17 protein-coding genes and 1 rRNA gene are annotated in these 20751 nt (G+C 43.1%); 12 read left to right on the top strand and 6 right to left on the bottom strand.

Translation table 11 applies throughout. From position 1 onward, the window contains the following. Positions 1 to 15: 15 nt before the first annotated feature. From DFP75_RS17050 to DFP75_RS17040, 3 genes are all read left to right on the top strand, one after another. On the top strand, positions 16 to 1110 hold the full coding sequence (locus DFP75_RS17050) for an ABC transporter ATP-binding protein (RefSeq protein ID WP_110577260.1): 1095 nt from the start codon (positions 16 to 18) through the stop codon (positions 1108 to 1110). A 1-nt stretch (position 1111) separates the two neighbouring features. Next, positions 1112 to 2542, top strand: a complete 1431-nt coding sequence (locus DFP75_RS17045) for a mannitol dehydrogenase family protein (RefSeq protein WP_110577259.1) — start codon at positions 1112 to 1114, stop codon at positions 2540 to 2542. A gap of 149 nt (positions 2543 to 2691) precedes the next feature. Then, positions 2692 to 3588, top strand: coding sequence for a helix-turn-helix domain-containing protein (locus DFP75_RS17040; protein ID WP_110577258.1), 897 nt, complete (start codon positions 2692 to 2694; stop codon positions 3586 to 3588). A gap of 86 nt (positions 3589 to 3674) precedes the next feature. Here the strand turns inward: DFP75_RS17040 and xylB are convergent, their stop codons facing one another. Beyond that, positions 3675 to 5240, bottom strand: coding sequence for a xylulokinase (gene xylB, locus DFP75_RS17035; protein ID WP_245927090.1), 1566 nt, complete (start codon positions 5238 to 5240; stop codon positions 3675 to 3677). A gap of 314 nt (positions 5241 to 5554) precedes the next feature. Here xylB and ygfZ point away from each other — a divergent pair, with 314 nt between their 5' ends. Next, positions 5555 to 6445 carry a CAF17-like 4Fe-4S cluster assembly/insertion protein YgfZ gene (gene ygfZ / locus DFP75_RS17030; RefSeq protein WP_175404958.1) on the top strand — a complete coding sequence of 297 codons (891 nt, stop codon included), beginning with the start codon at positions 5555 to 5557 and terminating at the stop codon, positions 6443 to 6445. Positions 6446 to 6498: 53 nt separating this feature from the next. Here the strand turns inward: ygfZ and ung are convergent, their stop codons facing one another. Together ung and DFP75_RS17020 are read right to left on the bottom strand one after the other, a co-directional pair. Further along, positions 6499 to 7215, bottom strand: coding sequence for a uracil-DNA glycosylase (gene ung / locus DFP75_RS17025; RefSeq protein ID WP_110577256.1), 717 nt, complete (start codon positions 7213 to 7215; stop codon positions 6499 to 6501). Positions 7216 to 7247: 32 nt separating this feature from the next. After that, positions 7248 to 8129, bottom strand: coding sequence for a choline kinase family protein (locus DFP75_RS17020; RefSeq protein WP_110577255.1), 882 nt, complete (start codon positions 8127 to 8129; stop codon positions 7248 to 7250). Positions 8130 to 8218: 89 nt separating this feature from the next. On the opposite strand from DFP75_RS17020, the gene hexR reads away from it, so the two are divergent. Together hexR and putP are read left to right on the top strand one after the other, a co-directional pair. After that, positions 8219 to 9085, top strand: a complete 867-nt coding sequence (gene hexR / locus DFP75_RS17015; protein WP_110577254.1) for a transcriptional regulator HexR — start codon at positions 8219 to 8221, stop codon at positions 9083 to 9085. 317 nt (positions 9086 to 9402) lie between these two features. Further along, positions 9403 to 10899, top strand: coding sequence for a sodium/proline symporter PutP (gene putP / locus DFP75_RS17005; RefSeq protein ID WP_110577252.1), 1497 nt, complete (start codon positions 9403 to 9405; stop codon positions 10897 to 10899). Positions 10900 to 11148: 249 nt separating this feature from the next. On the opposite strand, the gene edd is transcribed toward putP, so the two are convergent. Beyond that, on the bottom strand, positions 11149 to 12963 hold the full coding sequence (gene edd / locus DFP75_RS17000; protein WP_110577251.1) for a phosphogluconate dehydratase: 1815 nt from the start codon (positions 12961 to 12963) through the stop codon (positions 11149 to 11151). A gap of 378 nt (positions 12964 to 13341) precedes the next feature. Between edd and gap the strand changes: the two genes are divergently transcribed. From gap to DFP75_RS16970, 6 genes are all read left to right on the top strand, one after another. Next, positions 13342 to 14355: a type I glyceraldehyde-3-phosphate dehydrogenase gene (gene gap, locus DFP75_RS16995; protein ID WP_110577250.1), complete on the top strand. Its 1014-nt coding sequence runs from the start codon at positions 13342 to 13344 to the stop codon at positions 14353 to 14355. 81 nt (positions 14356 to 14436) lie between these two features. Further along, on the top strand, positions 14437 to 15885 hold the full coding sequence (gene pyk / locus DFP75_RS16990) for a pyruvate kinase (protein ID WP_110577249.1): 1449 nt from the start codon (positions 14437 to 14439) through the stop codon (positions 15883 to 15885). A 39-nt stretch (positions 15886 to 15924) separates the two neighbouring features. Further along, on the top strand, positions 15925 to 16362 hold the full coding sequence (locus DFP75_RS16985) for a methylglyoxal synthase (protein WP_110577337.1): 438 nt from the start codon (positions 15925 to 15927) through the stop codon (positions 16360 to 16362). Between the two features lie 212 nt (positions 16363 to 16574). Then, entirely contained in the window at positions 16575 to 17066 is a 492-nt protein-coding gene (gene purE / locus DFP75_RS16980; RefSeq protein ID WP_110577248.1) for a 5-(carboxyamino)imidazole ribonucleotide mutase, read from the top strand. Positions 17067 to 17069: 3 nt separating this feature from the next. Further along, on the top strand, positions 17070 to 18137 hold the full coding sequence (gene purK / locus DFP75_RS16975; protein ID WP_110577247.1) for a 5-(carboxyamino)imidazole ribonucleotide synthase: 1068 nt from the start codon (positions 17070 to 17072) through the stop codon (positions 18135 to 18137). A gap of 252 nt (positions 18138 to 18389) precedes the next feature. After that, positions 18390 to 18863, top strand: a complete 474-nt coding sequence (locus DFP75_RS16970) for an Lrp/AsnC family transcriptional regulator (protein ID WP_110577246.1) — start codon at positions 18390 to 18392, stop codon at positions 18861 to 18863. 45 nt (positions 18864 to 18908) lie between these two features. Here DFP75_RS16970 and DFP75_RS16965 read toward each other — a convergent pair whose 3' ends face one another. Both DFP75_RS16965 and rrf read right to left on the bottom strand, forming a co-directional pair. After that, positions 18909 to 20153 (bottom strand): MFS transporter, encoded by a 1245-nt coding sequence (locus DFP75_RS16965; protein ID WP_110577245.1) that lies wholly within the window; start codon positions 20151 to 20153, stop codon positions 18909 to 18911. Between the two features lie 507 nt (positions 20154 to 20660). Continuing rightward, positions 20661 to 20751, bottom strand: a 5S ribosomal RNA gene (rrf, locus tag DFP75_RS16960); the annotation flags it as partial.

The following is a 20751-nucleotide window of genomic DNA, read 5'->3' as shown; positions in this document are numbered from 1 at the left end:
ATTAGGAAGCTTTTTATGTCTTACTTAACGATCACAGATCTACAAAAACATTATGAGAATTACCATGCACTGCGCGGCATTAATCTCTCCATTAGTGAAGGCGAATTCGTCGTCTTTGTTGGGCCTTCTGGCTGTGGTAAATCTACTTTACTGCGAACTATAGCAGGCTTGGAATCCAGCACGGGCGGTAGTATAGAGCTAGATGGCAGAGACATTACCGAAGTGGCTTCATCAAAACGCGACCTTGCCATGGTGTTCCAGTCTTATGCCTTGTACCCACACATGACGGTAGCAGACAACCTGTCCTTTGCCTTGCGTCTTGCTAAGGTATCTGACGCTGAAATCAAAGAAAAAGTCCGTTCGGTATCGGCTTCTTTGCAACTTGATGCCTTGCTGGAGCGAAAACCAAAAGAGCTATCAGGTGGTCAACGCCAACGGGTTGCCATTGGCCGCGCTATTGTTCGCCAACCAAAAGTTTTTTTGTTTGACGAGCCGTTATCCAACCTCGATGCCGCCCTTCGTGTACAAATGCGTTTGGAACTGGCTCGCTTACATAAAAAACTTGGCACCACCATGATTTATGTAACCCATGACCAAGTCGAGGCGATGACCTTGGCTGACCGTGTCGTTATTCTTAACGCAGGCCAGATAGAACAAGTCGGCACGCCATTAGAACTTTATCGCCAACCGAACAGCCGCTTTGTTGCGGAATTCATTGGTACGCCCAAAATGAACCTCATCCCAGCGAATAGAATCCTACGCAATGAAGACACGCTATCAATCGATATATTTGGACAGCAAATATCTTTCCCCGCTAACCGTTTGAAAGGACCATTGCCAGATTCGGTTGTCATTGGCATTCGTCCGGAACACATGTCCTTGGTAGAAACGGACGGAGATTTAACTGGACGCATTGAATTGGTTGAACATCTTGGTTCAGAAGCTTATGCCCATCTTCAGTTGTCCAGTGACCAAACTATTATCATCAAAGCACCGGCTCGAACTGAGCTAAAAGACGGTCAAGAAGTTTGCATCAAAATTGACACTTCAGAACTCATATTGTTTAACGAAAACGACCGTGTCATCTCTGTTATTCCAGAGGAAGCGTAATATGACTAATTACTTACAAGCCTCCTACAATATGGAGCAGCTTTGCACGCAAAACTACGCCAAAGACACGATTAAAGCGGGCATAGTGCACTTAGGAGTTGGTGCTTTTCACCGTGCTCATCAAGCTGTGTACATTGATCGTCTGTTAGCTCATGATTCTCAGCAAAACTGGGGGATTATTGGCGTCAATATTCGCCCACAAGACAGCCAAGTTTTCGATCGCTTTATCAAGCAAAAAGGCGAATATGTCTTAAAAACCATGGCGGCAGATGGCACCACAAATTACGAACACATTCGCTCTATTGTTCAGCAAATTGACGGAGCACAGAATCCCAAAGAAGTCGATGAGGCTCTCGCTGATGCGAAGGTGCAACTTGTCACCTCAACCGTCACCGAAGGTGGTTACTATCTGGACGAAAACCGCTGCTTGATGCTAGAGCACCCAGCAATAAAAGCAGACCTAGAAGGAGGTAGAAACACGCTTTATGCTTTCTTATATGCGGGATTAAAACTGCGTAACGAAACATCGAAAGCCAAAATAACCCTATTGTGCTGCGATAACCTTCGTCATAACGGTGACTTGCTAAAGGCTGGCTTGATGCAATTTTTAGAAGCGAAAAATGACCATGCTTTAGCTTCTTGGGTGGCCGTAAATGTGTCTTTCCCATGCTCTATGGTGGATCGCATAACCCCAAAACCAAGCCAGCAACATGTCGATGACGTGCGTGCCCGCTTTGGTGTTGATGATGATATGACTGTCATGGGTGAAGACTTTATTCAATGGGTGGTGGAAGACAATTTTGCAGGCGAAAAGCCCGCTCTTGATTTAGTTGGCGTTCAGTTCGTTGATAGGGTCGACCCATTTGAAGAAGCGAAGATTCGTATTCTTAATGCAGGCCACACCTGCGTCACCTATCAAGCAGCATTAAAGGGTCTCACCTATTTTGATGAAGCCATGCGAGACGATGAATTAAGGCAGTATTTTACAGACTTTATCCTGCAAGACTCGATTCCAGCTATTGGCGACTCGGTGGTGGATCTGCCAGCTTACTTCAACATTATTGCGCAGCGTTTTAGCAACGCCAATATTGGCGATACGGTAGAACGTATATGTACAGACGGTTATGCTAAATTTCCAATTTTCGTCTTCCCAACACTGGAAGGTGTTTATCGCAAAGGCGGCACACCGACAAAAACCATTCAAGGCATTGCGAGCTGGTTTACCTTTATACAATTGTCGAACCAAGGCAAAGTAGCCACGCCATATCATGAACCGAACAAAGCCTCATTGGCAGCGTTTAGTAATGATGCAAAAGGTATTCAGGCTTTTGTCACAGACCGCTTTTTATGGGGTAGCATACCGACAGAATTCCCAGATTTTGTTGCACAGCTTACACAAGCTATTCAGACAAATATGGAAAAGTATGCTTAGATAAAGGTATCTCTAACTCAAGAAATTACTGGCATTCCATTGTATTTAATACCTTAATTTCTTGAGTATATTTTTTATAGAAGAATAAGAACATAAAGCAGCTACGATGCAGAAACATCATTATTTTTTGCTGCTTGAGCGAGAATATTATGCCCAACACCGTCAAACGCATCACCCCAGAATATGAAATCGTTCAAGATAACGAAACCATTCGCTACCTCGAACATGGGCATCCGAGTGACCTTATTCGTTGGCACGCCCATGATGATTATGAGCTGCATTTTATCGTTGCGACCTCGGGTAAAGTATTTGTTGGAGACTACATTGGGAATTATTCTCCAGGCCAACTTATTCTGACAGGTCCCAGACTTCCTCATAATTGGATTTGCCAAAACGATCAACAAGTCGTAGAGCGCAGAGACATGGTTATTCGCTTCGACCATGAGTCTTTTTCCAATGGCATGAAAATTATCCCCGAACTTGCTGAAGTGCTACCTATGCTAGCTAGGGCAAAATCTGGCATCGAGTTTTTCGATTTAGATCATAAATATTTAGAAGAAGTGTTCCAAAATGTGAGGGACTCAATTGGCTTATCAAGACTAATAGTCGCATTGCCTTTATTACAAAAGCTCGCACAAAGCCGAAGTTACCGCTTACTTTCCACAGTACAAATCGACCTAAAATCCAACGAAACACTGCAACGAAAAATCAATACGGTTGTCGATTATGTCTCTCAAAATTACAGCCAAGATATCACGCTTTCTAGCGTAGCCAGTTTAATTGGTATGTCCGATAGCCACTTCTCTCGCTTCTTTAAAAAGGCAACAGGGAATCGTTTTATTGAATTTGTCAATCGCGTTAGAGTCAGCCGTGCTTGCAGTTTATTAACCGAAACCGATCAACAAATTGCCACTATTTGCTTCCAAGTCGGATTCAACAATGTCGCTAACTTTAACCGCCGTTTTCATGAGTTAAAAGGCGTTACTCCAAGGGATTTTCGCTCTCAAAGCAATATCCACATTGAAGGTGTCGTACCCGCTTCATGACCATGAAAAATAACAAGAACACATAAAAAAACGCCGCGGCACAATATTTGTTAAGCGGCGTTTCTCTTACTAAGCAACAACGAATATCAGGAGAGCAAAGAGGCCAACTTTTCATTAAACCCTTTTGTGGATTGGTAAAAGGCTTTATATAAGTCGTATTTGTCTTGATAGTATCGACCGAAAGTCGAATCAGGCTCATTCACTTCTAATATTTCAGGCATAGTACAATATTCTGTAATCAATAACTCGATGTCTTTCCCCTGACTGTGTTGTTCTCCTAACAAAGCCAAGCGCGCCGCCCCCAAACCAGGACCAACATCGCCACCGTCACGGTAAATAAGACGTTTGTTTAATACATTGGCAATAATTTGACGCCACATGGCAGAACGCGCGCCACCACCAATAAGTGATAATTCATCCACAAAGCTACCTGCGCTTTCCAAAGCATTTTGGCAATCTAATAAAGAGAATGCCACACCTTCCAAAATTGCTAAGGTCATCGCCTCGGTATTCGTCGTATTGGTTAGACCGACAAACTGCCCGTTCGCTAGAGGATCATTATGCGGCGTTCGTTCACCGCTAAGATAAGGTAAAAACAACACATTAGTACGCTGTATATCACTGTCTTCCAACGCATCTAATAACTCAGCTACGGATTTATCCACCAGCTTAGCAAACCAAGCAAGAGAATTTGCAGCACTGAGAGTGACCCCCATTTGATGCCAACGATTAGGCAAAGCATGACAAAACGCATGTACCGTATTGTCTGGATTGGCTTTATGGGATTCGCTTACTGTGAAATAAACACCAGAAGTCCCCAAAGAGATAAAACCTTGGCCTGGGTTCGTTATCCCCATACCAACCGCACCAGCAGCATTATCGCCCGCTCCGGCAACAATAGGTAATTGGGTCAGCTCGAGTTCTTGCGCTATTGGCTCAGCTAAAAGCCCAACAAGATCACAACCTTCATACACTTTTGGCATGTTGGCTTGCGATAAAGCTGTTGCCGCCAATAAAGCATCGTCCCATTGCCTTGTTTCAGGATTTAACCAAAGCGTACCAGCAGCATCAGAACAGTCCGATGACATAACCCCCGTCAATCGATAAGCCAAGTAGTCTTTAGGAAGTAGAACGAATGCCAACTTTGCGAAGATGTCGGGCTCATTCTCCTGCACCCAACGTATTTTAGGAGCAGTAAAGCCAGGCATAGCAAGGTTGCCAGAGCGCTCTTTTAATTCTGGAAATTGTGTCATTAGAGCTTCGCACTGAGCCTGACTTCGACCATCATTCCATAAGATACAAGGTCGTAGAATGTTACCTTGAGCATCAAGTAAAGTAGCGCCATGCATCTGTCCAGAAAGGCCAATTGCTTTTAATTTACTTAGGTCTAGACGCTGTTGTAATTGCCGAATCACCTCGACACAAGCTTGCCACCATGACTCGGGGTCTTGCTCCGACCAGAGTGTTTGAGGCGAGTTAACAACCAAAGAAGCCGACTCTTGCGCTAGCACGTTTCCATCAGCACCAATAACAACCCCTTTCAACCCAGAGGTTCCAAGATCCAGACCTAAATACATTTCATTACTCATCTTATCAAGAAATAGTGGTTTATTTTGTTCTTTTATCTGGCAAGCATTAACCAAAAAACTCATACATCTTCATACTCGAAATATTGGGAAGGATAGTCAATAAAATTCGGCAAACTGGCCTCTTTAGTACAAACAAAGCATAAAAATGGTTAGTTTCGGTAAATGACAGAATCGCCAACATCTGATCAGCCTGATGGTTTTATATTGCTAGGCTCTAGTACGCTTTTTACTTTACATTGTTTAATTTGCAGAGACTGAGACAGAATAAAATTCATTCTCTTCTGTCTATTGAAAAGCAGAAAATAGGCATTACAAATAAGCTAACTTGTCAAAAACGTATTACGCTATTTTTGGTCCACCTATTTATGGAAAGTTTTATGCCCTCGCTGCAAAATATTGTTGATTCAACGCTGTTAAACCAAGACGTCATTGCAAAACAGCCTGATATTGGTGCTTTGCGTGTCTCTGGCCCAGACGCTAAAAAGTTCCTGCAAGGCCAAATAACCTGCGACATTAATGCTTTATCGGCAGATTCTGGGCTTTATGGTGCGATCTGTAATATCAAAGGTCGTATCATCACAAACTTCTACATAGTCCAGAGCAACGAAGACATCCTAATGCTGATGGCAAAGGACTTGGTCGAGAAAACCGTATTGCATTTGAAAAAGTACGCGGTCTTTTTCAAAACAGAGCTCACGAATGCACAAGACGACTTGACGGTTTATGCCAAGTTAACACCAAAAAGTTCAGGGGCAGCGCCGTTTGCGACAACCCGAGACAATGACACCATCACTTTGACTCTGAGCAATACACCACTCAACGTTGAATGGTTAATCACCCGCTCAGCTGTGGAAGAAGCAAACTCGGAACTGGCAGCTCTTAGCTTGCTCATCGCACGTCCGGTGATTACCTTAGAGCAAAGCGAAACAACGCTTCCGCAATGGCTGAATATGCAAAGCACAGGCGGCATTAGCTTTACTAAGGGCTGCTATACAGGACAAGAAATCGTTGCTCGAATGCAATACAAGGGTAAATCGAAGAAGCAACTCGCCTTAATTACGTGGCAAGGGTCATCAGAGACAACGAATGAACTTGTCGATGAGCAAGGCAAGAGCGTAGGTCAACTTTTTGCGACTTCTCAAATCAATAATACACACTACGCTCAAGTTATTTTAAACATCGAGCCAAGTGACGCTAAGCAACTGTTTTTAGGTAACGAAGAAGTAACCTTGTTACCCCTTCCATATTCGCTGGATAGCAAAAAATAGTGACAGCGCGTTAAGAGGGTCTAACGCTAAGCGTTTGACTCTCTTAACAACTCTTAAAACGGCAAACCAAACTGGGCACCGTCTTCGCTTCCTCTATGATCTATAGGCTCTAATGCCCATTCGATTGGCTTTTTATTCTGTTGTATTAAATAGTCGTTGGCCTTTGAAAAGTGACGACACCCCAAAAAGCCCCGATAAGCGGACAAAGGCGATGGATGCACACTTTCTAATACGCAGTGCTTTTCTCTATCAATAGAACGGCCCTTTTTCTGTGCGTAAGATCCCCACAACATAAACACCACGCCTTGATGCTCTCGATCAATTAATTCGATAATTTTATCGGTAAAGATTTCCCAGCCTTTGTTTTGATGAGAGTTTGCCTTACTCGCCTCAACGGTTAACACACTGTTGAGCAGTAAAACCCCCTGTTCAGCCCACTGCAATAAAAAGCCATGTTGCGCTGGTGCAATACCCAAATCTGCCTCTAGCTCTTTGTACATATTCATCAAAGACGGCGGCACTTTTATTCCTGGTTTTACTGAGAAGGATAAGCCATGGGCCTGATTTTCTCCGTGGTAAGGGTCTTGACCTAAGATCACCACCTTCACTTGCTTAAATGGTGTGGCATTTAGCGCACTAAAATATTCGGTTTGGGCAGGATAAATCGTCTTTGTTTTTTGCTCTTCACTCAGAAAGGCTTGCAAGTCTTGCATGTATTCTTTTTCAAGTTCACTGGCTAAGTAATGCTGCCAATCTCCTGTTAATTCCATTATTCAATTCTCTTTTGTATTTGAAGCCAATATTAGGCATAAAACGGATTGAGCGAAGGTGTTGCTTTGAATTCGTAATAATACTTCAAAGAAATACGGTCCTTCGGGGTCACTAGATGTTTTAGTAATAACCAAGCCATTTCCCGCACGGCGTAGGCTTTTTTGTATTCAGACATTGCAGCTAAAGATTCTGATAAAGGCAAACTCACATCGTACTCAGCCATCAAAAGCATCGTTTGCCTTTCATCTAAATTATGCGACTTTGCCACCACCGCAAGATCAAATAATGGATCACCTACACCACAGTATTCCCAATCAATAATCCACAATTGCTCATTATCCATAAGAACGTTCTTAGGATTCAAATCATTGTGACAAAGGACAGAGTTAAATAGCTGATTCGGCTGCGCCAGTTGACTAAAAACAGATTTCAGATACTCATATTCTTTCAGCAATACAGCATCCTTCTTAGCATAAGAATGGATGCCACTTAAATAATGCTCAATAACCTCAAAAACAGCGTATTGATGATTCGTAATAGGCAATCCTTGGTGACTACTGGCTAATGACTTAGCAATTCGTGACACATCCTTATCTTTATGAACAACCGACCAATCAAGAGAAGGCTGAACAACAAACTGACAAGCAAAGGCACCTTTTTGGTCATTCCAAATAACGGCGGGCGACAAACCTAACGCGGCAGCACTTTTCAACGCTGCCATTTCACTAGCTCGATTAATATAAAATATATCACTATCTATAAAAGGAACTCGCAATACCAAATGAATGCTTTCTCCCCAATCGATTAAGTAGGCTTCATTAGAAAAGCCTTCTTCTAGTAATGTTGTTTTAATCTCACCGGTGGTTGGCAAAATACAAGCCAGATTTGCGAAATACTCAGATAATTCAGTCATTTTTCATCATTTTATTGCCAGAAATGTAAGTCGCTGTCAGAATGTACAACTGAACCATCCGAGTCAATAGACAACTTTGAAGCAGATCAATGAATAAACACGAAGACATTATTCGTAAAATACAAGAACGTTTAAGCACACTGAGCAAATCCGAGCGAAAAGTTGCGGAAGCGATTCTTGCCGACCCTAAAACAACCATCCACTCAAGCATTGCGAAATTGGCTGCAAGAGCCGAAGTGAGTGAACCCACCGTAAACCGTTTTTGCCGAAGCCTAATCGGTAGTGGTTTTCCGGATTTTAAGGTATCACTGGCTCAAAGTCTTGCAACAGGTACGCCATACGTTAACTTAAACGTGGAACCAGACGATGCTCCAGGCGCTGTCACTGCGAAAATTTTTGAAGCCGCGAAGAACAACTTAACGCGTGCTCAAGAAATTTTACCGGAATCACTCATCAGCAGAGCTGTCGATGTACTCGCCCAAGCCCGACGTATCGAATTTTATGGTTTAGGTGCATCCGGACCCGTTGCGAAAGATGCTCATCACAAATTCTTTCGTCTAAATATGCCGGTTGTTGCTTATACCGACATATTAGTACAACGCATGGCAGCAGCTGGCGCTCATTCAGGCGATGCGATTGTTGTCATCTCTTACACTGGTCGAACCTTACCGCTCATTGAAACAGCTCGCGTGGCTAGAGCGACTGGCGCGTCTGTGATTGGTATTACTAATCCAGATTCTCCGTTGACTGAACATTGCTCTATTGTACTTCCTATTGAAGAGACTGAGGATACAGATATTTATACGCCAATGAGTTCGCGTATTGTTTATCTAACCTTGATTGATGCGCTTGCTACTGGTGTGCTTTTAAAACGAGGCCCTGAGTTCAATGCCCACCTTAAAAAGCTCAAGCAAAGCGTTCAAGACACTCGCTTACCAAAAGTAGAAAAGAAATAATATTCTAGTAAGGCGCACTGGCTGCGCCTTATTTTTATTCAAATCCATTGACTCAACAAGGAAATCAGATTTTTTTGTAAATTTGCGAGAGCATTTTGAAAGATTATCAACCATAAGCCACTTAGAATCCGATCGAGTCTTTAGGTATGTTAAAATGCCGTCCATTATCTTTACAGTCAGACGATTATTTTTACACCTAATATCGATGGCTATCATGATAACGATTTAGACGTTACCACTTTTCGGGACACAAATAAGTAACCCAACTTATTCAAAGCTGTTCCACACAAAACAATTCCGACTAGGGGACAATAATAATGATAGAAAGCAGCTATGCGATCAGCTTTACATTCCTAGCCTATCTGGTAGTTATGCTAGGTATTGGGCTTTACGCTTACAAACTCACTTCCAGCTCTGAAGATTATTTTCTTGGTGGACGCTCCCTAGGCCCTTGGCCGACAGCTCTTTCAGCTGGTGCTTCAGACATGAGCGGCTGGTTATTGCTTGGGGTGCCGGGCTACGCTTTTGCTTCAGGTCTAGAAGCCGTTTGGATTACAGGCGGTCTACTTGCGGGCACCTGGCTGAACTGGCTAATCTGTGCAAAACGACTAAGAACCTACAGTATCAAAGCAAACAATGCTTTAACGCTTCCAGACTTCCTATCTACTCGCTTCAATGACAAATCCAAGCTAATTCAAACAATCTCAGCTTTATTCATATTGCTGTTCTTCTTGTTCTATACAAGCTCTGGCTTAGTTGCTGGCGGTAAGTTGTTTGAAACCGTATTTGGCTTAGATTACACCTATGCAGTGGTTATAGGCACAGTATGTGTTGTGTCGTACACTCTTTTTGGTGGTTTCCTTGCGGTTGCATGGACAGATCTAGTTCAAGGCCTAATGATGAGCGCAGCCTTGGTTATCGTGCCTCTTGTAGCGCTTGACGGTGGCTGGTCAGAACTAACGAGCACACTAACAGCCAAAAACCCTGAGCTGCTAGATATTTGGACAAGTGTAAGCGGTGAACCATTAACAGCAATTGGTATTATCTCTCTTGTTGCGTGGGGACTTGGCTACTTTGGTCAGCCTCACATTCTAGCGCGCTTCAAAGCATCTCGTTCTAATAAAGACATCAAAACAGCGCGTCGCATTGCGGTTATCTGGACATTCATCTCAATGGTTGGCGCTATATTGATTGGCCTTGTTGGTATCACATTTGTTGATAACAACCTTGCTGGCACGCTAGATGATCCAGAAAAAATCTTTATGATTCTTGTTAATGCTGTCTTCCACCCTGTGGTTGCAGGTATTCTTCTTGCTGCTATTTTGGCTGCAATTATGAGTACAGCGGATTCTCAACTACTCGTATCTTCTTCTGCCTTGGCGGAAGATTTTTACAAGCAACTATTCAACAAAGAAGCGACACAAAAACAAATCGTTAACGTTGGACGTTTTGCCGTTGTCGCGATTTCTATTGTTGCTTTAGTTCTTGCATTAAATCCTGATAGCTCGGTGCTTGGTCTAGTATCTTATGCTTGGGCTGGTTTCGGTGCGGCATTTGGTCCTGCGATTCTGCTAAGTCTATTCTGGCGTAACATGAACCGTAACGGTGCTTTAGCAGGTATTATCGTTGGTGGTGTTACGGTTGTGGTATGGAAGCAGTTAACTGGTGGTCTCTTCGACCTATACGAAATCCTTCCTGGCTTCGTATTTTCAAGCATCACAATCTTTGTCGTCAGCATTGCTACAGGCAAGCCAGAAGAGTCTGTAACAGAATCTTTTGACGAATACGAGAAAGCACTAGAAACAATGAACTAAGCAGTAAGAGCAACCAGCTCAATAGACTTATTGCTCTAGAAGGCCCAAATCCATAAAGGATTCGGGCCTTTTTTATACCCACAAGCTCCCACTTAGATTAGCTAAAACACTGAGACACAAAGTCCCCTAAAGATGAGAGCTCACCAAGATTAATTAATACAAGAGAAGAAAATTTAGACAAAAAAATGGGGCTTGAAACAAGCCCCTAAACACCATTTACTAACAAATGTTAGTAGTCAGAGGAAAGGTTTAGTCATTAAACAGGCTGCAAGCGCCTTGTTCAGCACCGCTTACTAAAATGCGTTGCGCACTAAATAGTTCTCGCCCCATACCTTGATGGGAATTCGTTAAATCTTGCGAAGCCGCTTCGCGTTGATTGAGCTCTTCATCAGAAACCAGCACAGACAAAGTCCCTTCAATGGCATCCAAGCGAACCATGTCGCCATCTTGAATTTTCGCAATCAAGCCGCCCGCTAACGCTTCTGGAGTTAGGTGAATTGCCGCAGGTACTTTACCGGATGCACCAGACATACGACCGTCAGTCACTAACGCCACTCGATAACCTTGATCCTGTAAATTACCAAGGTAAGGCGTTAATTTATGCAACTCAGGCATCCCTATCGCTTTTGGCCCTTGGAAGCGAACCACAGCCACACAGTCACGTTTTAGTTCACCGCTGGCAATAGCATCAGCTAATTCATTTTGACTATGAAATACAGCCGCTGGAGCCTCTATAATTCGATTCTCTTCTTTCACGGCAGAAACTTTAATCACGGAGCGACCAAGATTACCTTTGAGCAACGCCAATCCGCCCTCTTTGCTGAATGGATTATCGATAGGTCGTACAACGTCCATATCCAAGCTTTCATCTGTACCATCACGCCACACTAGATTATCGCCATCTAGGAATGGTTCTTTGGTGTAATGCGTTAAACCTTTTCCGACGATAGTATTAACATCTTCATGCAACAAACCACCTTTCAGTAACTGCTTAACCAAAAATGCCATCCCACCTGCCGCATGGAAGTGGTTAATATCAGCTTGGCCATTAGGGTAGATTTTTGTCAGTGATGGCACCACTTTCGAAAGAGCAGAAAAGTCATCCCACGTTACAATAATGCCAGCAGCTCGAGCGTAAGCCACAATATGCATTGTGTGGTTAGTAGAGCCGCCCGTTGCCAACAATCCAACAATCGAATTAACAATACTGCGCTCGTCAATTATTTCGTATAAAGGACGATAATCTCGCCCAAGCGCTGTGATCTTGGTAGATAGTTGAGAAGCGTATTTAGTTAGCGCTCCTCGTAATGGATCATCAGGATTAACAAAAGAGGAACCAGGAAGCTGAAGCCCCATGATTTCGACTAATAACTGATTGGAGTTTGCCGTTCCATAAAAAGTACAAGTGCCAGCACTGTGATAAGACGCAGACTCGGCTTCGAGTAATTCTTCTCGAGTCGCCTGTCCTTGTGCGTAACGCTGACGCACTGCAGCTTTAGCTGCGTTGGTAATACCAGAACGCATTGGTCCAGCAGGAATAAATAAAGCCGGCAAATGACCAAAGCGTAAAGCTGCAATCAATAAGCCTGGAACAATCTTGTCACAAATCCCCAAATAAATAGCGGCGTCAAACATGTTATGAGAAAGCGCTATCGCAGCACCCTGCGCAATGTTGTCGCGACTAAACAAACTCAACTCCATGCCATCTTGCCCCTGGGTGACGCCGTCACACATGGCAGGCACACCACCCGCGAACTGAGCGACAGAGCCCATTTCTTTTACAGCGGAGCGGATTTGGTCTGGGTAATTCTCGTAAGGTTGGTGAGCGGACAGCATATCGTTATAAGACGATACTATGCCAATATTCGCCTCATCCATTAGAGTCAATTTTTGTTTATCCTGAGGTTCGCATGCCGCAAAGCCATGAGCCAAGTTGCCGCAGGATAACTTCCCCCTGTGTGGCCCTTGCTCTTGCGCTTTTCTCATATCTTTAAGGTATTGCTCGCGCAAGGTTTTACTACGCTCAATAATGTCGTTCGTTACCTTAGCAACAATCGGATTCATGCTTCTCTCCGTTTTTTCATTCTGTTATCTCAGCAAGCTGCCTGACTCTATATTTATGTAATATTACTACATTTTAATTTTATTTCACGCCAAAAATCCCAAAAAACACACCAAAAACATATTATTTTGTAATTTTTTTACATTCAGGATTCGAAAAAGACATTTTTTCGGCTAAAATATCCCAACATTTGTAATATACTTCTATGCAACATGATCAATGACAGTTAATTGATCGAAATATAGTCAAACTACAAGGAATTTGTTACTAATCCTTGCTTAAAAAATTACTTATGTAGTATTTTTACGTCAAAGAACATTATTGAACGCTAATTGTTCGAATTCGAACATTAGTAACTTTCGCACTATTTAGAGGTGAGTATGACAATTAAAGTAGCTATCAATGGTTATGGACGCATTGGACGCAACACGCTTAGAGCTTTGTATGAATCAGGTAAGCGTGATCAAATCCAAATTGTTGCGATCAATGATCTAGGCGACTCCAAGACCAACGCTCATTTAACAAAATACGACACTGTACATGGTCGCTTTGGTGAAGAAGTCACCTTTGATGATGAAGCACTTTACGTCAACAAAGACAAAATCCGCACTTTCTCTGAACGTAACCCTGCCGACCTTCCTTGGGCTGAACTAGGTGTTGATGTTGTTTATGAGTGCACAGGCTTTTTTACAACAAAAGAAAAAGCCAGCGCGCACATCAAAGCTGGAGCGAAGAAAGTCATTATTTCTGCACCAGGCAAAGAAGTTGATGCTACGGTTGTATTCGGCGTTAACCAAGATGTACTTACCTCAGACATGACGGTTATTTCTAACGCTTCTTGCACAACTAACTGTCTAGCTCCTGTTGCTAAACCGCTTAGCGACAAATTGGGAATCGAAAGTGGCTTGATGACGACTATTCATGCTTACACTAACGATCAGCGTTTGTCAGATGTTTATCACGAAGACCTATACCGTGCTCGTGCTGCTGCACAAAATATGATCCCAAGTAAAACGGGTGCCGCTGCTGCTGTTGGCCTTGTTGTGCCTGAACTAGTTGGTAAGTTTGATGGTATGGCCGTTCGTGTCCCTACGATCAACGTTTCCTTGGTTGATTTGACTTTCCTAGCACCACGCGAAACGACAGTAGAAGAAGTAAACAAAATTATAGAAGATGCCATCAAAGCTGACCCTATTCTTGCTCAGGTATTACATATCAATTATGAGCCACTCGTTTCTTCTGACTTTAACCACAGCACTTACACATCTAACTTTGATGCGACGCAAACACGCGTTCAAGGCAAGTTGGTTAAAATTATGGCTTGGTATGATAACGAGTGGGGCTTCTCAAACCGCATGCTCGATAATACTATCGCATTAATGGCTGCTAAATAGTCAAAATACACGAAGGCTGCTGACGCAGCCTTCGTCGTCTCTTATACTTCACTTCACGCTTTCTAATCTTTGGTACTTAACATGACTCGTAGAACTAAAATTGTTGCCACTTTAGGCCCAGCTTCCAGCTCACCAGAAATGATCGAAAAACTGATTCTGGCTGGAGCAAATGTCTTTCGCTTGAATTTTTCCCATGGTCAACCAGAAGATCACATTAATCGCGCTGAAGTAGTTCGTGAAATGGCGAAGAAAAACAATCGTCATGTTGCGATACTTGGTGACTTACAAGGCCCAAAAATCCGTATTGCTCGCTTCAAAAACACCAAAATTGAGCTAGAAGACGGAGCCACTTTTATCCTTGATGTAGGCTTTGACAAAAACAATGGTGATGAAACTCGAGTTGGTATTGATTACCCTCAATTAGCAAAAGACTCTCAACCAGGTAATATTTTGCTTCTTGATGATGGACGAGTAGTCCTTGAAGTGTTGGAAGTGAAAGGCCAAGAAGTCATTACTAAAGTCATCGTTGGCGGCGCTCTGTCGAATAACAAAGGCATCAACCGTCAAGGTGGTGGCCTGTCTGCAGCAGCCCTTACCGATAAAGATCGCGAAGACATTAAAACAGCAGCAGCATTAAAAGCTGACTACCTAGCCGTTTCATTCCCTCGTTCTGCAGAAGACCTTCACGAAGCCCGTGCACTTGCAGAAGCTGCTGGTCTGAAAGCAGGCATTGTATCTAAAGTAGAACGTGCTGAAGCCGTTGCTGACAACGAAACATTGGACTCTATTATTCTGGCCTCTGATGCCGTTATGGTTGCTCGTGGCGATCTAGGTGTGGAAATTGGCGATGCCGAATTGATTGGTGTACAGAAACACATGATCAAGCGCTGCCGTCAATTGAACCGCCCTGTTATCACCGCGACACAAATGATGGAAACCATGATTACCAGTGCAATGCCAACTCGTGCTGAAGTGTTTGACGTTGCGAACGCTGTACTAGATGGTACAGACGCCGTAATGCTTTCTGCTGAAACAGCGGCTGGTGCGTACCCAGAAGAAGTCATCAAAACCATGAACCGCGTTTGCTTAGGTGCTGAAAAACAACCAGCAATCAACCGTTCTAAACACCGCATTGATGTTACTTTTACGAGTATCGATGAAACAATCGCCATGTCAGCTATGTACGCGGCTAACCATTTGGAAGGCGTAAAAGCGATCATCAGTTTGACTGAATCTGGCACAACACCACTTCTCATGTCTCGCATCAGTTCTGGTCTGCCAATCTACGCATTGTCTCCAAACCAAGCGACGCTTAATAAAGTAAACCTTTATCGCGGCGTAACTCCTGTGGCTTTTTCTTCACAAGAGTATAACGTAGACACTATCATTACAGGCTTGGTTGACCATGTTAAATCACTTGGTTTAATCAAAGATGGTGACCTTGTCATAGTGACAAAAGGTGATCACCTAGTAAGCTATGGCACAACTAATATGATGAAAGTCGTGAAAGTTGGCGCTGCTGAGGAATAATCCACAGTGAAAAACAATACACTGCAACAAAAAACCATCATGACACCAGAGCGTAAAAACGTCGCTCTGGTTGCTCATGATAATATGAAGCCTGCTCTTATCGAATGGGCTGAAAAGCATAAAGAAAGGCTAATCAAGCATAATTTGATGGCAACAGGAACAACTGGAAATTTAATGCAGAAGCAATTAAACGTTCCAGTAAAGTCCCTAATTAGTGGCCCCTTGGGTGGAGACCAACAACTTGGCGGTCTCATTGCCGAAGGCAAAATTGATGTGTTGATTTTTTTCTGGGATCCTTTTGAGCCTATGCCTCATGATCCAGATATTAAGGCCCTGCTTCGAGTTGCAGCAGTGTGGAACATCCCGATTGCATGCAGTGTTTCTTCTGCAAACTTTCTGGTTTCTTCTCCATTATTTGAATCCGAGTTTGAACGGCAAATTCCAGATTACGATAAATACCTCCAAGAGCGACTTTAGTCGCTCTTTTCTTTTCCATTCATTATCTTTCCACTTAAGCACTTATCCCCCCTCAAAGCTCGCGGTTTACTTCAAAATCGGCTATATTAGCCGCCAATTATTATCTGATATAGATGCTCTAGGCCTCATGCTATGTTCGATAAGTTTACTGACCGAATTCAACGCTTTAACTCCCTCAGCACCACGTTGGATTCCTCGATAGGAGAAAAATTTTGCAAGCAGAAGTTGCTCTAATAATGGGTTCTAAAAGTGATTGGGCTACCATGGAAGGTGCGGCTGAAATAATGGACGCTCTTGGTGTTAGCTATCACGTTGAAGTTGTTTCCGCTCATAGAACCCCTGTAAAACTTGCGGAGTTTGCCGAAAGTGCCGTAGAAAAAGGCTTCAAAGTTATTATTGGTGGTGCTGGTGGCGCTGCTCATTTACCAGGTATGGTTGCCGCTCACACTCGATTGCCAGTTCTAGGTGTGCCTGTTCAAAGCAAAGCACTCAATGGTATGGATAGCTTATTATCTATCGCGCAAATGCCAAAAGGTGTCGCCGTAGGTACACTAGCTATTGGCACAGCTGGCGCTTTTAATGCTGGTCTATTAGCGTGTCAAATCCTTGCTATCACCAACCCCGAACTAGCTAAGAAGATTGAAGAGTTCAGAATAAACCAGACTGAAACCGTCTTAGCCAACCCAGATCCAAGAGAGGCCTAATTTATGTCAGTTCTATGGGTATTGGGTGCTGGTCAGTTAGGCGCTATGTTAAAACAAGCTGGAACACCTCTCGGCCTCGATGTTCGTCCAGTCGATATCGAATCAACTGAAACGCTAAATCTATCACCAACAGATATTGTCACAGCAGAAAGAGAAGAATGGCCAGAAACTGTGGCAACAAAGCAACTTGCTACTCACAGCAACTTTGTCAATTTAGCGACGTTCCCACAACTAGCAGATCGCCTAACACAAAAGCAGTGGTTAGATCGTCTCGACCTAGCTACAGCACCATGGTTCCCTGTTGAATCAGATTCAACCGCCGCTTTTGCTTATGAAACATTAGGCGAACGCGTCCTTATGAAACAACGCCGCGGTGGCTATGATGGTAAGGGGCAATATTGGTTAAAACAATCCGACGCGACTGAAATCCCTGAAGATTGGAAAGGACGTGCTATTGCTGAGCAAGCAATCAATTTTGACGAGGAAGTTTCTTTAGTCGGTGTTAGAGGCAAAGACGGTGAAACACATTTTTACCCTCTTACTCTAAACCTACACATTAACGGCATTCTGTACGCCTCAATATCGCCATTAGAGCGCCTGAAGCCTCTACAGGACAAAGCTGAAGCTATGCTTAGTAAACTGATGGGCGCGCTAGACTATGTCGGTGTAATGGCTATGGAGTGCTTCCGCGTAGGTGATGATCTACTCATTAACGAGCTTGCCCCACGAGTTCATAATAGTGGCCACTGGACGCAAGCAGGCTCAAGCGTCTGTCAGTTCGAAAATCATGTGAGAGCTGTAACAGGCTTACCACTGGCACCAGCTGAAGTGAAAAACCAAAGTATGATGGTCAACCTCATCGGCGTAGACCTTGACTATCAATGGCTCAACATTAAAGACCTAGAGCTATATTGGTATAAGAAAGAAGTACGACCAGGAAGAAAAGTTGGTCACCTCAACTTTTGTTCTGGCGACCCAGAAGTACTACAAGCAGCGCTCAATCAATTGAATATGCCTGCTCCTTATCCTGAAGCACTAACTTGGTTATCTGAGAATCTACCTCAAAAATAGTCATTTACCATAAAGCAGCCCATCAATGCCGCTATCAATTATGATAGGCGGCATTTTTTTATCCCTCAGAATCAAAACCTTCTATACTTTCAAAAACAAAAGTGCAAATAAATGCATAAAAAAATGCAAAAATAAAGCTTTTAAGCTTGTTTAGTTTACAAAACCCCTTATTCTTGTTGATCAAGCTAAAAACGGCTTAGCAAATATAAAAATAGCAGCACATATTTATAGATGCTGATTAAGGAACTTTGAATGAGTCATATTGAACTAGACAGTTATGATTGGCGATTGCTACGAGCACTGCAAACAAACGCAAGATTAAGTAATGTTGCCTTGTCCGAACAAGTAAATTTATCACCGTCACAATGCTCTCGACGCTTACAGAGACTTGAACAAAACAATCTAATAGAAGCTTACTTTACTCAATTAAATGCCAGTGAGCTTGGTTATCAAATAACCGCCTTTGTCAGTATCACCCTCGATAAGAGAGTAAAGAACTCTGATAAAGAATTTAAACAAGCAATTGAAGCAATTCCCGAAATATTAGAATGCTATTCTGTCAGCGGTGATGCTGATTACTGGCTGAGAGTCATAAGTGAAAACCTTCCATCGCTTTCCTCTTTTTTAAGCGAGTCACTTTCGAGTCTAACCTGCGTTCGAGATCTTACCTCAACAGTCGTATTGAATCGTGTAAAGCACGCACCCTCTATCCCTTTACCAAATTAACAATGAAGGGCTTAAAGCGACAGGAAGCAACAAACTAATGGCGCTTTAAGCCTCTGGTAAACAACGAATCACCATAATAGCACCAGCTAAAGTTATAAATGAAAATATCAAAACCAGAGTTTCCAGAGAAACAACATAAGACAATAAGCTGATACTGCTCATAGCCAGCAAAACAATACCAATCAATGTATTACTAACGGATACATAACTGGTGCGCAGATTACCCTCTCCCAAATTAACTAAATACGTCTTACGCCCAATCCGAATCCCCTGATGAGCGATGCTAAGAACAAAATACAACAGAGGTAACAACCAACTACCTGAGAGCATTTCTACCTCAAAACGAACACTGAGAAACAACCCCACCCCAGAAAAAACACTCAATAATGAAGATAGCACCATCACCTGACGGCTAGAGTAATCGGAAAACAACCCCCAAAATGGAGATGACAACAAAGAAGCCAAGCCACTAACCAGTATAAACAGCCCTAGGGTTAAAACGGAATTCTGGGCGTCATTTTGAGCAATTAGAACGTAATAAGGGGCACTCAAAGCAGCGCATAGAAATAAAGATCGAGCGATAACAAATGAACGAAATGGCCGATCTGTACGCAGTAATGCAAACTCCCTAAAGATGTCCAGTAAACTCGAACCAGCCCCTTTAACGTCACTAAAAGGTTCTCGCACGAATGAATATATTAAAGCAGCAATCAACCAAATCAATGTCGCAGCAACAATCCCCCAAACGTAGACATCAGTATTTTTATGAAAACTGTCAAAGCCAAACAATATAGTGAGAGCTATGATAATCGTGATGAATCCAGCAGCGCTTGCAGACCAACCGCTCACACTACCTCGTTTATTCTTGACTACCGTCTTGCCTAAAACATCTTTAGAGGCGACGGAGTTCAAACCTCTTGCCACACTAAATACAACTAAAGCACTAATAATAGCCCAACCAGCAGATTCACCTTCAAGTGTCACAGCCGCAAAACCGATCAATACGACACACAAAGATTGAATAACACTTCCAAGCACCCACACCCACTTTCTGACTTTTATTTTGTACATAAAGTGAGCAATAATAACCTGTGGTAACAAAGACCCAGACTCACGAATCGGTACAAGCCAACCTAATAAAAACAAAGGTGCACCTACGCTTTGTAGAAGCCAAGGAAGAGTCACTTTAGGGTTAATCAAAACATCCCCTAAATTGATTAAAAAATTCGATATGACTAACTTAAATACATTCGCCTTATCAACTTTCTTCTGTGCTTCTTTATCTGACATAAAGGTACTCTGAGGTTGTTAATATCTTTGTTGACGCTATTTTAAACGAAAAAAAGCCCTGACAGCATAAATAACTCTCAAAGCCTCTTTGATATACGCATGACACCTACGACCACGTCGTTTAAAAAATATGGAAAAAGCTATTCTGATAGATGACACAAGGCGAGCTCTTTTAATATACCGCACTGACGCACCGAAGGATAAGACAAGCGCAAACTGGATACAGAGGGTAAGCCATTACTACGTGGCATGACTTCTTTTGATGACGCGCTCAAATAAACGATATAAGGCGTTCTCTTTTGATGACGCGCTCAGATAAACGATATAAGGCGTTCTCTTTTGATGACCCGCGCAGACGCGTCGAAGAATGAGACAGGCGCAAGCGGGGCACAAAAGAGTAAGCCATTGCTGCAAGAGCAAACCATTGCTGCGTGCACGTGAAGACGGCTAACCGCAGACGAAAAAAAGCCCTGACAGCATCAGCTATCAGGGCCTTCTTAATATAAAGCTTGACGACGACCTACTCTCACATGGGATCTCCCACACTACCATCGGCGATGGCGCTTTTCACTTCTGAGTTCGGGATGGGATCAGGTGG

Origin of the sequence: Marinomonas alcarazii, from assembly GCF_003208215.1 — a bacterium.
Taxonomy (GTDB): Bacteria; Pseudomonadota; Gammaproteobacteria; order Pseudomonadales; family Marinomonadaceae; genus Marinomonas; species Marinomonas alcarazii.
This window is presented reverse-complemented; position numbering and strand designations above follow the sequence as displayed.

Coding starts and splice junctions, on each gene's coding strand:
- DFP75_RS17020 (WP_110577255.1), bottom strand. CDS start 8,129: ATGACTGAATTATCTGAGTATTTCGCAAATCTGGCTTGTATTTTGCCA.
- hexR (WP_110577254.1), top strand. CDS start 8,219: ATGAATAAACACGAAGACATTATTCGTAAAATACAAGAACGTTTAAGC.
- ung (WP_110577256.1), bottom strand. CDS start 7,215: ATGGAATTAACAGGAGATTGGCAGCATTACTTAGCCAGTGAACTTGAA.
- xylB (WP_245927090.1), bottom strand. CDS start 5,240: ATGAGTTTTTTGGTTAATGCTTGCCAGATAAAAGAACAAAATAAACCA.
- edd (WP_110577251.1), bottom strand. CDS start 12,963: ATGAATCCGATTGTTGCTAAGGTAACGAACGACATTATTGAGCGTAGT.
- gap (WP_110577250.1), top strand. CDS start 13,342: ATGACAATTAAAGTAGCTATCAATGGTTATGGACGCATTGGACGCAAC.
- DFP75_RS17040 (WP_110577258.1), top strand. CDS start 2,692: ATGCCCAACACCGTCAAACGCATCACCCCAGAATATGAAATCGTTCAA.
- DFP75_RS16965 (WP_110577245.1), bottom strand. CDS start 20,153: ATGTCAGATAAAGAAGCACAGAAGAAAGTTGATAAGGCGAATGTATTT.
- DFP75_RS16970 (WP_110577246.1), top strand. CDS start 18,390: ATGAGTCATATTGAACTAGACAGTTATGATTGGCGATTGCTACGAGCA.
- putP (WP_110577252.1), top strand. CDS start 9,403: ATGATAGAAAGCAGCTATGCGATCAGCTTTACATTCCTAGCCTATCTG.
- purK (WP_110577247.1), top strand. CDS start 17,070: ATGTCAGTTCTATGGGTATTGGGTGCTGGTCAGTTAGGCGCTATGTTA.
- DFP75_RS16985 (WP_110577337.1), top strand. CDS start 15,925: ATGACACCAGAGCGTAAAAACGTCGCTCTGGTTGCTCATGATAATATG.
- DFP75_RS17045 (WP_110577259.1), top strand. CDS start 1,112: ATGACTAATTACTTACAAGCCTCCTACAATATGGAGCAGCTTTGCACG.
- DFP75_RS17050 (WP_110577260.1), top strand. CDS start 16: ATGTCTTACTTAACGATCACAGATCTACAAAAACATTATGAGAATTAC.
- ygfZ (WP_175404958.1), top strand. CDS start 5,555: ATGCCCTCGCTGCAAAATATTGTTGATTCAACGCTGTTAAACCAAGAC.
- pyk (WP_110577249.1), top strand. CDS start 14,437: ATGACTCGTAGAACTAAAATTGTTGCCACTTTAGGCCCAGCTTCCAGC.